At 58.1% G+C, this 13,142-nt stretch carries 11 protein-coding genes; 6 read left to right on the plus strand and 5 right to left on the minus strand.

Annotation, left to right across the window (positions count from 1 at the left end; genetic code table 11):
- Positions 1–6: 6 nt before the first annotated feature.
- From ACL2XM_RS21380 to ACL2XM_RS21400, 5 genes are all read right to left on the minus strand, one after another.
- Complete coding sequence (locus ACL2XM_RS21380; RefSeq protein ID WP_413721770.1) at positions 7–1,017, minus strand: oligopeptide/dipeptide ABC transporter ATP-binding protein; 1,011 nt, start codon at positions 1,015–1,017, stop codon at positions 7–9.
- The gene (locus ACL2XM_RS21385; RefSeq protein ID WP_410012802.1) at positions 1,010–1,978 is read right to left on the minus strand and encodes an ABC transporter ATP-binding protein; all 969 of its coding nucleotides are present in this window, start codon (positions 1,976–1,978) and stop codon (positions 1,010–1,012) included. The genes ACL2XM_RS21380 and ACL2XM_RS21385 overlap by 8 nt, the downstream gene beginning before the upstream one ends.
- Positions 1,978–2,895: an ABC transporter permease gene (locus ACL2XM_RS21390; protein ID WP_410012803.1), complete on the minus strand. Its 918-nt coding sequence runs from the start codon at positions 2,893–2,895 to the stop codon at positions 1,978–1,980. Before ACL2XM_RS21390 ends, ACL2XM_RS21385 begins: the two co-directional genes overlap by 1 nt.
- A 2-nt stretch (positions 2,896–2,897) precedes the next feature.
- Positions 2,898–3,842: an ABC transporter permease gene (locus ACL2XM_RS21395; protein ID WP_410012804.1), complete on the minus strand. Its 945-nt coding sequence runs from the start codon at positions 3,840–3,842 to the stop codon at positions 2,898–2,900.
- Positions 3,843–4,045: 203 nt separating this feature from the next.
- Positions 4,046–4,450 (minus strand): VOC family protein, encoded by a 405-nt coding sequence (locus ACL2XM_RS21400; protein WP_410012805.1) that lies wholly within the window; start codon positions 4,448–4,450, stop codon positions 4,046–4,048.
- 788 nt (positions 4,451–5,238) lie between these two features.
- Between ACL2XM_RS21400 and ACL2XM_RS21405 the strand changes: the two genes are divergently transcribed.
- From ACL2XM_RS21405 to ACL2XM_RS21430, 6 genes are all read left to right on the plus strand, one after another.
- Entirely contained in the window at positions 5,239–5,664 is a 426-nt protein-coding gene (locus ACL2XM_RS21405; RefSeq protein WP_410012806.1) for a MarR family winged helix-turn-helix transcriptional regulator, read from the plus strand.
- A gap of 553 nt (positions 5,665–6,217) precedes the next feature.
- The gene (gene gmk, locus ACL2XM_RS21410; protein ID WP_410012807.1) at positions 6,218–6,841 is read left to right on the plus strand and encodes a guanylate kinase; all 624 of its coding nucleotides are present in this window, start codon (positions 6,218–6,220) and stop codon (positions 6,839–6,841) included.
- A 54-nt stretch (positions 6,842–6,895) separates the two neighbouring features.
- On the plus strand, positions 6,896–7,171 hold the full coding sequence (gene rpoZ / locus ACL2XM_RS21415; protein WP_132924177.1) for a DNA-directed RNA polymerase subunit omega: 276 nt from the start codon (positions 6,896–6,898) through the stop codon (positions 7,169–7,171).
- Between the two features lie 20 nt (positions 7,172–7,191).
- Positions 7,192–9,309, plus strand: a complete 2,118-nt coding sequence (spoT, locus tag ACL2XM_RS21420) for a bifunctional GTP diphosphokinase/guanosine-3',5'-bis pyrophosphate 3'-pyrophosphohydrolase (RefSeq protein WP_410012808.1) — start codon at positions 7,192–7,194, stop codon at positions 9,307–9,309.
- Between the two features lie 79 nt (positions 9,310–9,388).
- Positions 9,389–11,470, plus strand: a complete 2,082-nt coding sequence (gene recG, locus ACL2XM_RS21425; protein WP_410016666.1) for an ATP-dependent DNA helicase RecG — start codon at positions 9,389–9,391, stop codon at positions 11,468–11,470.
- A 184-nt stretch (positions 11,471–11,654) separates the two neighbouring features.
- On the plus strand, positions 11,655–13,034 hold the full coding sequence (locus ACL2XM_RS21430; protein WP_410016667.1) for a nucleobase:cation symporter-2 family protein: 1,380 nt from the start codon (positions 11,655–11,657) through the stop codon (positions 13,032–13,034).
- Positions 13,035–13,142: the final 108 nt, after the last annotated feature.

Below are 13,142 nucleotides of genomic sequence, written 5' to 3' on the forward strand. Positions count from 1 at the left end.
GGCCTTTCATGGATGCATCTCCTTAACTATGATGCGGCTGGGCTGAGCCTGTTGGGGTTGCGCGTTAATCAAAGGGGTATGACAGGAAACCTGGTGCTCCCCGCTGAGGGGACGTAATACGGGTGCGGCGGTCCGGCACAGCAGGGTCGCCAGGGGACAACGGGTATGGAATTCACAGCCGGAAGGCCGGCGCGCCAGGGTGGGCACCTCGCCGGTCAGCACGCCGGCATTGGGCGGATTATGTTTGCTTTTCGCGCTCAGCAGCGCCCGGGTATAGGGATGGGCCGGCTGGCGGAACACCACGTCGGTCGGACCGGTTTCCACGATGCGCCCTAGATACATAATGGCGATACGGTCGGTAACGTGGCGGGTGATGGCCAGGTTATGGGTAATGATCAGGTAACTCATGCCCAGCTCGCGCTGCAGGGCGGTCAACAGGTTCAGCAACTCGCCCTGCACCGACAGATCCAGCCCCGCCGTGGGTTCGTCGGCGATGATAAGCTTCGGACGCAGTGCCAGCGCCCGCGCCACCGCCACCCGCCGCGCCTGGCCGCCGGACAGCTGATGGGGATAGCGGTCGAGGAACAGCGACGGCAACCCCACCAGGTCGAGCAGCCGGGAGGCCTCCACCCGGCGTTTAATCTCCCGGCCGTTGACGGTAAACGGCTCAGTAACCAGATGTTCGACGGTCATGCGCGGGTCGAGCGCGGCCATCGGGTCCTGGAATATCAGCCCGGTTTCCCGTCGAATGGCGCGCCAGGACAAATCGCTGGCGTCATGCGGTTCGCGGCCGTTGACCTGAATGCTGCCGCGCGCCGTAGGCGCCAGGCCGATAACCGCGCGGCCGAGGGTGGTTTTGCCGCTGCCGCTTTCACCGATAAGGCCCAACGTCTTGCCCGGCGGCACATGCAGGCTGACGCCCGCCAACACATCGACATGGCGGACCGCGCCGGGCCGCAGGCGGCTCAGCAGGGTGCCCGTCTTGTAGCGGACGACTAAATCCCGGATCTCAAGCATGGGCATTCACCTTATGGCAACGAACCACCCAACCGTCGGCGTCAAGCAGGGTGTCGGGCGGGTTTTGCACGCCGCACGGAGCAAAGGCCACACCGCAGCGGGGCTGGAAAGGACAGCCGACGCGATTGATGCTGGGCATGGGCACCGAGCCGGCGATAAACGGCAGTTCCCGCGTCGCCACCTCGATACGTTCAGGATCACAGGCCAGCAACGCCTGGGTATACGGATGGGACGGCGCGGAAAAAATCTGCTTTATCGGCCCGGCTTCGACAATTTCCCCGGCGTACATCACCGCCACCTTGTCGCACAGGGCGCTGACCAGATGTAAATCGTGGGTGACAAAAATAATGGCGCCGTCCACCAGCTTCCGGCTGGCCCTGAGCACCTCCACCACCTGCATTTCGGTGGTGGCGTCCAGCGCGGTGGTGGGTTCGTCGGCGATCAGCAGTTCCGGTTCGGTCAGCAGGGCAGCGGCGATGGCGATGCGCTGGCGAATGCCGCCGCTCAGCTCATGCGGGTATTGCTTTAACCGCCCTTTGGGGTCGGAAATTCCGACGCGCTCAAGCATTACCAGGGCGCGCGCCAGCTTTTCCGCTTTAGATCCCGATTTATGGTGCTGAAACGCCAGCAGTTGCCTGCCGATGGTAATCACCGGATTCAGGGCCGTAAACGGGTCCTGGGAAACCGTGGCGATGCCGTTGCCGCGCAGCCGTCGCTTGGCGTATTCCGGCAGGTCGAGCAGGTTTTGGTCCTTGTAGCGCAGTTGACCGCTCGCATGGGCGTTGGCCGGCAGCAGGGTCAGCATGGCGCCGACCAGCGTCGATTTGCCCGAGCCGCTCTCCCCCACCAATCCCAATACCTCGCCCTTGTCCACGGACAGGGAAATATTACGCACCGCTTTCAGCGGACCTTTGGCCGAGTCATAGGTGACCGACAGATCGTGGATGTCCAGCAGGGCCATCAGCTCTCTCCTCTGGATTGCCGGGCGGTGCGCGGGTCAAGCGCGTCGCGCAGCGCCTCGCCAAGAAAGGTGAACCCCAGGGTGGCCAGGATAATGGGGATGCCGGCGGCGATAACGATATGCGGCGCCTGGCGGATATAGGAATAACCGTCGTTGAGCACCGTGCCCCAGCTGGCGTCGGGAGGCTGCACGCCCTGGCCGAGGAAACTCAGGCCGGATTCGATGGCGATCACCGCCGGGATATCCATGGCCACCAGTACCAGCAAGGTACCCACCAGATTGGGGATCAGGTGGCGGAATACCACGCTCAGGGGAGAGGCGCCCATGGCGCGGGCGGCGACAATATATTCCATACGTTTCAGCACCCGCGTCTGGCTGCGCACGACCCGGAAATACCCCGGCACCATAAAGGTGACGATGATCATGATGATGGTGACGACGCTTGAGCCGATAAGCGTCACCACCGCCAGCGCGAATAAAATCATCGGAATCGACATCAGCGCGTCGCAAAACAACATCAGCAGCGTATCGACTTGCCGTGGGCCATACCCGGCCAGCAGCCCCAGCATGGACCCGATCAACAGCGCGCCGCCGGTGCCGATAAACGCCACCGTCATGGCGATACGGCTGCCATAAATCAGGCGCGAGAGAATATCGCGCCCCAGCTGATCGTTGCCCAGCCAATATTCCATGCTTGGCCCCTTCAGCCTGAGCGCCGCCTTGATGGCAATGGGATCGTGCGGGGCCAGCCACGGGGCGAAAACGGCACAGGCCAGCAGCGCGGCGACGCAGATCAGGGCAAAACGGCCCATCCCGCCCGACCAGACCTGGCGCAGCACGCGAAAGGCGCCGGGACGCGGCGCGGCGGCGGAAACCGGGGTGGCCGCGACCGGGGTATTGGTGGTGATAAGAGCCATGGTCAAAGCTCCTGCCGCACGCGCGGATCGAGAAAAGTGTTAATCAAATCGGCAATCAGGTTGGCCAGCACATAAAAGCCGGAGGTCACCACCACCGTGCCCATCACCACCGGAAAATTACGTGAAATCACCGAATCAAAGGCCAGCTTGCCCAGGCCGGGACGGGCAAAAACGATTTCAGTCAGCACCGCGCCGGATAACAGCGAGCCGATGCCGACCCCCAGCACAGATACCACCGGCACTACCGCAATCGGCAGCGCATAACGCATGGCGATAAGCCGCTCGCCGATGCCGAACGCCCGATAGGTGCGGATATGGTTCTCCTTAAGCACTTCCAACATGGACGCCCGCACCAGCCGCGATAGATAACCGATCCAGCTCAGGCCCACCGTCAGCGACGGCAGTACCAGGGCATTCAGCTGGGAAACGGGATCGTCCCGCTGTCCCGCGCCAATGGCGGGAAACCATTTCAGGGTGACCGCGAAAATCAGCAGGGCATAGATAGCCACCACAAAGGCCGGCAGGGCGATAACGCTGGTGGACATCAGGCCGATAAGGCGGTCGGCCAGGCTGTTCTGGCGCAGCGCCGCCCAGCAGCCCAGCGGGATGCCCAGGAGAACGGCCCAGGCGATGGCCGACAGCGCCAGAATCAGGGTATTGGGCAGGGCGCGGGCAATCAATTGGGCCACCGGCCGGTGGGTGAGGACGTCTTCGCCCAGATCGCCGGTGGCCACGTTAGCGATAAAGCGGGCGATCTGCACGACGGCCGGCCGGTCCAGCCCCATATGTTCGCGCAGCGCCTGTTTTTGCGCTTCGCTGGCGCGCGGCCCCAGCGCCACCGACGCCGGATCGCCCGGCACCAGGAACACCAGGCAAAAAAGTAACGAGATGGCGAGCAACATCACTGACGCCGCCAGCATAAGCCGCCGAAGCAGGTAAAAAAACATAAGCCCAGCCTGTTTAAGTTTTCGCTAAGGAACATCCGCCGGCACACCGGTAAGGCCGCGGTGGACAGGCCGGATTCTGCTTGATGGCAGCAGGAAACGTAAGCAAGCTTGCCAGTGTTTACACCCATTGAACGTCGTTATTACGACGCGTTTTAGCAAAAAAACGACATATAAGAACGCCGTATGCCTCGCCGCGCTTCCCGCTAGGGATTTACCCCGCCGGCATGGACGAAGCAGAGTTTATTGCCTTCGGGATCGCGGCAGTAGGCGGCGTAAAAATCATCGGCATAGATGGCGCGGACACCGGGCTCGCCCTCGTCGATTCCACCCTGGCTGAGGGCCACCGACCAGGCTGAGGCCACCGCGTCCTGCGATGGCGCGGCAAAACTCACCTGGCAACCGTTGCCCCAGGTGGCGGGCAGGCCGTTGATGGGACGCCGGACCACAAACTGCGGCCAGCGCTGACCGGCTTTGCTCCAGATAATGCCGGCGGGGCAGTCCAGCTCCTGCGGCGTCATCCTTACTAAGTCCAGCTCGGCGAGAACGCGATCATAAAAGGCAATCATGCGCGGCAGCTCCCGTGCGCCCAGTTGGATATGGCTAAACATCGGCTATCCTCCGAAATGAACAGATACGTATTGATTATAGGTGTCCCGGCCCTACCCACCCCTATTCGCGGCGCGACAATAGATTTATCCCCGACGCATTTACAGCCTGGCGCTGGAGTATAAAATAATAACGCCTTGATACTTCACGGTTATTCGTCGACGTCTTAGCCGGGTTTTGGTAAAACGAAAAAATTATGATTATAAATCAGTTATTTAAATGAAAATTTCCCGGAAATTATTCCGCGGTGATGTTTTTGTGAGGAATTTATTTAAATTAATTTTTTTAAATCTTTATTATTTTATTACTTAACAATATAAGTGAGTCACTTTTTTAATTGATGTTATTTGTAAAATACCTATATATATCATGAAGTTATTATTTTTTACTTTTTGTAAAAATATAAAGATAGCAGGCTATAAAGTTAATATAAAAGTAATAAAATAAAATAAAATATCACTGCCGTGATATTTCAATATTACATGCGTATTTTTCTATTAGCCATGTTTCAAAATAGAAAATATTCATATAAACTGCACTGGCTTTAACAATCAATATTGTAAATGGCTCTTCTTAGGGAAGGGCAATTCATGATTCTTGTAGCGCTTTGCGCGAACTATATTGACGGTTTCTTTGCTACCGGTGGATTGCGGGTAGAACGTTATTGCTGTGCAAGGCGTTTTTCACTAACTCAATGCCGGAGGGATAAATTAATCCCTGTATCAATATAACAGCTTTTAACCTGCCATCGCGGCGAGTAAATCGTCTTAATTTACAGAGAGGAACGACAATGGACAAAAAAATAGACATGTCAGTTACCGTAGAATCTTTATCTCGCATCTATCATCGCCTGAGAAAAGAAGTGAACGGCCAATTGGTCAATGAAGGACTTTCATTGTCCAAAATGAAGATCCTGCAATTGATTACCCATGGCAAGACCAGCGCCACGGATATCAAAAATTATATGGGATTTTCTTCCCGTACGGTAGTGACGGTGCTGGACGCCCTGGAGAAAGACGAAATGCTGCAGCGCCAGCAAAGCCCGACCGACCGCCGGGTTAAACATGTTTATATTACAGAAAAAGGACGCGATAAACTGGAAATTGCTCAGCAGACTCATCGTACTATCCTTGAGCGTATTCTGGCGCCTTTATCTGAAGCGCAATTGGAAAAATTCGGTGAAATTTGCAATACCCTCGAAGCAGGCCAGCGTTAATTGTCGGTTTAGACCGCTGCATATCCTATTTAATGGGCGGCATAAACCATGCCGCTCTAAAATATAAGCAGTATCAAATTTCCCTCATCCACAGGGCGTTATTTGTCGATGAGGGAACGCCTTCGGGTAGCAAAAGTATAAGCAATTCTTGATAAATGCATGTCTATTGCTTTTTCGGCCACACCGGGTTGAATGGAAAACTGGCCGTTAATAAAGCCCAACCTCGCTGGATATATGCGACTACTATCGGGGCAACGTTGACCATGACATCCCATCCCCCTATGATTCTGAAATAGTTAGCGGCTCATCACTTAAGTTTCCTTTATGTAATAATCGAAAAAGCGTAAACCACATCCATTATTTGAGCGCCCGCTATGCTTGCCGCCGCCGTCACCCTGGCGCCAAGGGCGCAAAAGCCCGGCGCTAAACAGCAAGGGAAGCTGCAACCTGCATCAATGCCGTGTATAATGTGAGACGATATCGTCTTCACGCGTCGATTCATCAACGACGGTTATCCACTAAAGACATCAACTACAGCCGAAAAATTCCCACTATGGTTCATGGTACGCTTTACATTGTTTCCGCTCCCAGCGGCGCGGGAAAATCAAGCCTGATCCAGGCGTTGCTTAAAACACAACCGCTTTACGACACCCAGGTATCGATCTCCCACACCACGCGGCCCATACGTCCGGGGGAAAAAGACGGGGAACATTATTTTTTTATTTCGGAGGCTGAGTTCAAGCGCATGATCGGGGAGGAGTGCTTCCTCGAATACGCCAACGTCTTCGGCAATTATTACGGCACGTCACGCGAGGCCATCGAACAGGTGTTGTCCACCGGCGTGGACGTGTTTTTGGATATCGACTGGCAGGGCGCGCAGCAAATTCGCGAGCGCATGCCCCAGGCCCGCAGCATCTTTGTGCTGCCGCCGTCCAGGGAAGAGCTGGATCGGCGCCTGCGCGGCCGCGGGCAGGATAGCGAAGAGGTCATTGCCCGCCGTATGGCGCAGGCGGTGGCGGAAATGTCGCATTATGCCGAGTATGATTACCTGATTGTGAATGACGAGTTCAATACGGCCCTGATGGATTTAAAAACCATTATTCGTGCCGAACGTCTGCGTCTGGGCCGGCAAAAATTACGGCATGACGCTTTAATCACCAAACTGTTGGCGGACTGAAACAACTTTCAGTATGATGCCCAGTCATTTCTCTATTTGCGGAGTAGCTCACATATGGCACGCGTAACTGTACAAGACGCCGTTGAAAAAATTGGTAATCGTTTTGACCTGGTGCTGGTCGCTGCCCGTCGCGCTCGCCAACTTCAGGTCGGCGGTAAAGATCCCCTGGTGGCGGAAGAAAACGACAAATTCACCGTTATCGCCCTGCGTGAAATAGAAGAAGGCCTGATTACCAATCAGATCCTCGACTTGCGGGATCGCCAGGAACAGCAGGAGCAGGAAGCCGCGGAAATCCAGGCGGTAACCGCTATTGCTGAAGGTCGTCGCTAAATTCGGACAACGGTTCACAATTGTATCTGTTTGAAAGCCTGAATCTGCTGATTCAACGATACCTGCCCGAGGATCAGATTAAACTCCTCCGGCAGGCATACCTTGTCGCCCGTGATGCTCACGAGGGACAGTCACGCTCCAGCGGCGAGCCTTATATCACCCATCCGGTGGCCGTGGCCTGTATTCTGGCCGAAATGCGTCTTGACCATGAGACGCTGATGGCGGCGCTGCTGCATGATGTGATTGAGGATACCCCGGCCACCTACCAGGACATGGAGCAGTTGTTCGGTAAAACCGTGGCCGAGTTGGTCGAAGGCGTGTCGAAACTCGATAAGCTTAAGTTTCGCGACAAAAAAGAAGCCCAGGCGGAAAATTTCCGCAAAATGATCATGGCCATGGTGCAGGATATCCGGGTGGTGCTGATAAAGCTGGCCGACCGGACCCACAATATGCGCACCCTTGGCGCGCTGCGTCCTGATAAACGCCGCCGCATCGCCCGCGAAACCCTGGAAATCTATAGCCCGCTGGCCCACCGGCTGGGTATCCATCACCTTAAGACCGAACTTGAGGAACTGGGCTTCGAGGCGCTGTATCCCAACCGCTACCGGGTGATCAAGGAAGTGGTCAAGTCGGCGCGCGGCAACCGCAAAGAGATGATCCAGAAAATCCTGGCGGAAATTGAAGGACGGCTGACCGAAGCGGGCATTCCCTGTCGCGTCAGCGGACGCGAAAAACATCTGTACTCCATTTATTGCAAAATGCATCTCAAAGAGCAGCGCTTTCACTCCATTATGGATATCTACGCCTTCCGGGTCATCGTCGGCGAAGTGGATACCTGCTACCGGGTACTGGGACAGATGCACAGCCTGTATAAACCGCGTCCGGGACGGGTGAAGGACTATATCGCCATTCCCAAGGCCAATGGCTATCAATCCCTGCATACCTCGATGATCGGCCCCCACGGCGTACCGGTGGAAGTACAAATCCGCACCGAGGACATGGACCAGATGGCGGAAATGGGCGTGGCGGCGCACTGGGCTTATAAAGAACAGGGTGAAACCGGCACCACGGCGCAGATCCGCGCGCAGCGCTGGATGCAAAGCCTGCTGGAGCTGCAGCAAAGCGCCGGCAGCTCGTTTGAATTTATTGAAAGCGTTAAGTCCGATCTGTTTCCGGACGAAATTTACGTCTTTACCCCGGAAGGACGCATCGTCGAACTGCCGGCGGGCGCCACGCCGGTGGACTTTGCCTACGCGGTGCATACCGATATCGGCCATGCCTGCGTCGGCGCCAGGGTCGATCGCCAGCCTTACCCCTTGTCCCAGGCCCTGACCAGCGGACAGGCGGTGGAAATTATTACCGCCCCCGGCGCCCGTCCCAACGCCGCCTGGCTGAATTTTGTCGTCAGTTCCAAGGCGCGGGCCAAAATTCGCCAGATGCTGAAAAACCTCAAACGCGACGATTCCGTCAGTTTGGGCCGGCGTTTATTGAACCACGCCCTTGGCGGCAGCCGTAAACTGGCCGAGGTGCCGCCGGAAAATATCCAGCATGAACTGGACCGGATGAAACTGGCCTCCCTGGACGATCTGCTGGCGGAAATCGGCCTGGGCAACGCCATGAGCGTGGTGATTGCCCGTAATCTGCAGGGCGACCAGTCCAATATGGCGCCGTCCGGCGCCTCCGTTTCCGGTCCCAAAACCCTGCCGATCAAAGGCGCGGAAGGCGTGCTTATCACCTTTGCCAAATGCTGCCGCCCTATTCCCGGCGATCCGATTATCGCCCATGTCAGCCCGGGTAAAGGGCTGGTGGTTCATCATGAATCCTGCCGCAATATCCGCGGCTACCAGAAAGAAGCGGAAAAATTCATGGCGGTGGAATGGGATCTGGATACCGAGCAGGAGTTTATCGCCGAGATTAAAGCGGATATGTTTAATCACCAGGGCGCGCTGGCCAACCTGACCGCGGCTATCAATGCCGCCGATTCCAATATCCAAAGCCTGAACACCGAAGAGAAAGACGGGCGGGTCTATAGCGCGTTTATCCGCCTGACCGTGCGCGACCGTGTCCATCTGGCGAATATTATGCGTAAAATACGCGTTATGCCGGATGTCATCCGGGTCACCCGTAACCGCAACTAACAACCTGGCCGCCAACCGGCGCGACATCATGGCCGTTCCGCCATTGCGGGCCAGTTTACCTGCCACGGAGTGCTGAATGATGGAAGGCCGTCTGCTGAATGCCATACCGCTGAGTTCGCTTTCAGGGGTCGGCCCCGCCCAGTCGGCAAGGCTTGCGCGGCTTGGCCTGGAAAACCTGCAGGACCTGCTGCTGCATCTGCCCTCGCGCTACGAGGATCGCACCCGTCTCTACCCCATTGGCGATGCGCTGCCCGGCATGTTTGTCACCGTGCAGGGCGAGGTGCTGGCCTGCGATATCAGCTTTGGCCGGCGGCGCATGTTGACCTGCCGCATGCGCGACGACAGCGGCATGATGACCCTGCGGTTTTTCAACTTTAACGCCGCGATGAAAAATAGCCTGGCTCCCGGCCGGCGCGTTACCGCCTATGGCGAAATCCGCCGCGGCCAGCAGGGCGCCGAAATTATCCATCCTGAATATCATGTGCTCGGCGATCATGACGACGTCACCCTCGCGCCGTCGTTAACTCCCGTCTATCCCACCACCGAAGGCGTGCGCCAGGCGACGTTGCGCAGCCTGACAGACCAGGCGCTGACCCTGCTTGATACCTGCCCGATTGCCGAGCTGCTGCCGCCGGAGCTGAGCCGGGGCCTGATAAGCCTGCCCGACGCCCTGCGCACTCTGCACCGTCCGGCGCCGGACATTTCGCTCGCCGATCTGGAGCTGGGCAAACACCCGGCGCAACGGCGGCTGATCCTGGAGGAGCTGCTAGCCCATAATCTCAGTATGCTGGCGGTGCGGGCTGGGGTACGCAAGGAGCTGGCGCTGGCGCTGACCGCCGATCATCATCTCAAGCAGCAATTCCTTGGCCGGCTGCCCTTCGCGCCCACCGGCGCCCAGCAACGGGTGGCGACGGAAATCGAGAGCGACCTGGCTCTACCCGTGCCGATGATGCGTCTGGTGCAGGGCGACGTCGGCTCGGGTAAAACCCTGGTGGCGGCCCTGGCGGCGCTGCGAGCCATTGCCCAGGGCAAGCAGGTGGCCTTGATGGCGCCCACCGAACTGCTGGCCGAGCAGCATGCGCAAACGTTTCGCAACTGGTTTGAGCCATTGGGCATTGAGGTGGGCTGGCTGGCCGGCAAACAAAAAGGCAAGGCGCGCATTGCCCAGCAAGATGCCATCGCCGCCGGCAGGGTGGCGATGGTGGTGGGTACCCATGCCATTTTCCAGGAACAGGTGCAATTCTCGGGGCTGGCGCTGGTGATTATCGACGAGCAGCACCGCTTTGGCGTGCATCAGCGCCTGGCATTATGGGAGAAGGGCCTGGCGCAGGGGTTCCATCCCCACCAGCTCATCATGACCGCCACTCCCATCCCGCGCACGCTCGCCATGACCGCCTACGCCGATCTGGATACCTCGGTTATCGATGAGCTGCCCCCCGGCCGCACGCCCGTGACCACGGTGGCCATTCCCGACACCCGGCGCGAAGATGTCATCCAGCGGGTGCGCCAAGCCTGCTTACAGGAGCAGCGCCAGGCCTATTGGGTCTGCACCATCATCGAGGAATCCGATCTGCTGGAAGCCCAGGCGGCGCAGGCCACCTGGGAGGGGCTCGCCGCCGCCCTGCCGGAACTGACCGTCGGGATGGTGCATGGGCGCATGAAATCACAGGAAAAACAGCAGATTATGCAGGCATTCAAGGCCGGTGAGGTTCACTTGCTGGTGGCGACCACCGTTATCGAGGTCGGCGTCGATGTGCCCAACGCCAGCCTGATGATTATCGAAAACCCGGAACGCCTGGGACTGGCGCAGCTGCATCAGCTGCGCGGCCGCGTGGGGCGCGGCGCGGTGGCCTCGCACTGCGTGCTGCTCTATAAATCGCCCCTGAGCAAAACCGCGCAGCGGCGTCTACAGGTGCTGCGGGATACCAACGACGGTTTTATCATCGCGCAACAAGATCTGGAGATCCGCGGCCCCGGGGAATTGCTGGGCACGCGCCAGACCGGCAACGCGGAATTCAAAGTGGCCGATCTGCTGCGCGACCAGGCCATGATCCCGGAAGTCCAGCGGCTGGCGCGCCATATCCACCAACACTATCCCGCCGCCGCCCAGGCGCTGATTGAGCGCTGGATGCCGGAGCGCGTGCGCTATACCAACGCCTGAGCCATAAGTATTCCCTCTTGTTCCCTCCCGCCGGCATCGGCACCCGGGGCGCCGGCCTGAAATCTGCGCCGGCATTGACCTATATCAACCGGCGCGGGCGCAGGTCGCGAGCAATCGTTTGCTTTTAAAAACAGGATGATTAAAATGCCTCCTTTGCCGCCCAGGAATGTTTCCCCCCATGACCATGCCAGCCACTGACGTTGATGACGCGCCGATTCCCGTTGCCAAAAGCGAGCTGATTTATCACCTCGACGATCGTCCGCCGCTGGCGGAAACCCTGTTTGCCGCCTGCCAGCATCTGCTGGCCATGTTTGTCGCCGTGATTACGCCCGGCCTGTTAATCTGCCAGGCGCTGGGGCTCCCGGCGCAGGACACGCAGCATATTATCAGCATGTCGCTGTTTGCCTCCGGCCTGGCCTCACTGCTGCAAATCAAGACCTGGGGACCGGTGGGATCGGGCCTGCTGTCCATCCAGGGCACCAGCTTTAACTTTGTCACGCCGCTTATCATGGGCGGCCTGGCGCTGAAAAACGGCGGCGCCGATGTGCCCACGATGATGGCGGCCCTGTTCGGCACGCTGATGGTGGCGTCCTGCACGGAAATTTTATTATCCCGCGTGCTGCACCTGGCCCGGCGCATCATTACGCCGCTGGTATCGGGTATCGTGGTGATGATTATCGGCATTTCCCTGATCCAGGTCGGCCTGACTTCCATCGGCGGCGGTTTCGCCGCCATGGGCGATCATACCTTCGGCGCGCCGAAAAACCTGATGCTGGCGGGCGTGGTGCTGCTGGTCATCATCCTGCTCAATCGTCAGCGCAATCCCTATCTGCGGGTCGCCTCGCTGGTGATCGCCATGGCGGTGGGCTATCTGGCGGCCTGGATGATGGGCATGTTGCCGCAGACCGCTCCCGCGCCGGCGCAATCCATAATCATGGTGCCGACCCCGCTGTATTACGGCCTGGGTTTTGACTGGGATCTGCTTATCCCGCTGATGCTGGTATTTATGGTCACTTCGCTGGAGACCATCGGCGATATTACCGCCACCTCCGACGTCTCGGAACAGCCGGTACGCGGCCCCATCTATATGCGGCGCCTGAAAGGCGGCGTGCTGGCCAACGGCCTGAATTCAATGCTGTCGGCCGTGTTCAACACTTTCCCAAACTCCTGTTTCGGTCAAAATAACGGCGTCATCCAACTGACCGGCGTCGCCAGCCGCTATGTCGGCTTTGTGGTGTCGCTGATGCTGATTGCGCTGGGGCTGTTTCCGGTGGTCAGCGGCTTTGTACAGCATATTCCCGAGCCGGTGCTGGGCGGCGCGACCATCGTCATGTTCGGCACCATCGCCGCGTCCGGCGTACGTATCGTATCCCGTGAACGGCTTAATCGCCGCGCCATTATGATTATCGCCCTATCGTTGGCGGTAGGGCTGGGCGTGTCGCAGCAGCCGCTGATTTTGCAGTTCGCGCCGCAGTGGCTGAAGACCCTGATGTCCTCCGGAATTGCCGCCGGCGGCATTACCGCCATCATCTTGAATTTATTGTTCCCGCCGGAACATAATTAATTAGTTAGCTATCATTTTTTTGCGGTCGCCGTATCAATACGGCGGCTTTTTTTTGTCTGAAGCACATTGGCTATTGAGAAGCCCCGTTAATTACGGCATAAACTGGGT

The organism is Sodalis sp. RH20, from assembly GCF_047324205.1.
In the GTDB taxonomy this organism is placed as follows: domain Bacteria; phylum Pseudomonadota; class Gammaproteobacteria; order Enterobacterales; family Enterobacteriaceae; genus Acerihabitans.

What these genes read in the sequence shown, in the direction of transcription:
- ACL2XM_RS21400 (WP_410012805.1), bottom strand. Translation starts at nt 4,450, where the DNA reads ATGTTTAGCCATATCCAACTGGGCGCACGGGAGCTGCCGCGCATGATT.
- ACL2XM_RS21385 (WP_410012802.1), bottom strand. Translation starts at nt 1,978, where the DNA reads ATGGCCCTGCTGGACATCCACGATCTGTCGGTCACCTATGACTCGGCC.
- ACL2XM_RS21380 (WP_413721770.1), bottom strand. Translation starts at nt 1,017, where the DNA reads ATGCTTGAGATCCGGGATTTAGTCGTCCGCTACAAGACGGGCACCCTG.
- recG (WP_410016666.1), top strand. Translation starts at nt 9,389, where the DNA reads ATGGAAGGCCGTCTGCTGAATGCCATACCGCTGAGTTCGCTTTCAGGG.
- ACL2XM_RS21430 (WP_410016667.1), top strand. Translation starts at nt 11,655, where the DNA reads ATGCCAGCCACTGACGTTGATGACGCGCCGATTCCCGTTGCCAAAAGC.
- ACL2XM_RS21405 (WP_410012806.1), top strand. Translation starts at nt 5,239, where the DNA reads ATGGACAAAAAAATAGACATGTCAGTTACCGTAGAATCTTTATCTCGC.
- gmk (WP_410012807.1), top strand. Translation starts at nt 6,218, where the DNA reads ATGGTTCATGGTACGCTTTACATTGTTTCCGCTCCCAGCGGCGCGGGA.
- ACL2XM_RS21390 (WP_410012803.1), bottom strand. Translation starts at nt 2,895, where the DNA reads ATGGCTCTTATCACCACCAATACCCCGGTCGCGGCCACCCCGGTTTCC.
- rpoZ (WP_132924177.1), top strand. Translation starts at nt 6,896, where the DNA reads ATGGCACGCGTAACTGTACAAGACGCCGTTGAAAAAATTGGTAATCGT.
- ACL2XM_RS21395 (WP_410012804.1), bottom strand. Translation starts at nt 3,842, where the DNA reads ATGTTTTTTTACCTGCTTCGGCGGCTTATGCTGGCGGCGTCAGTGATG.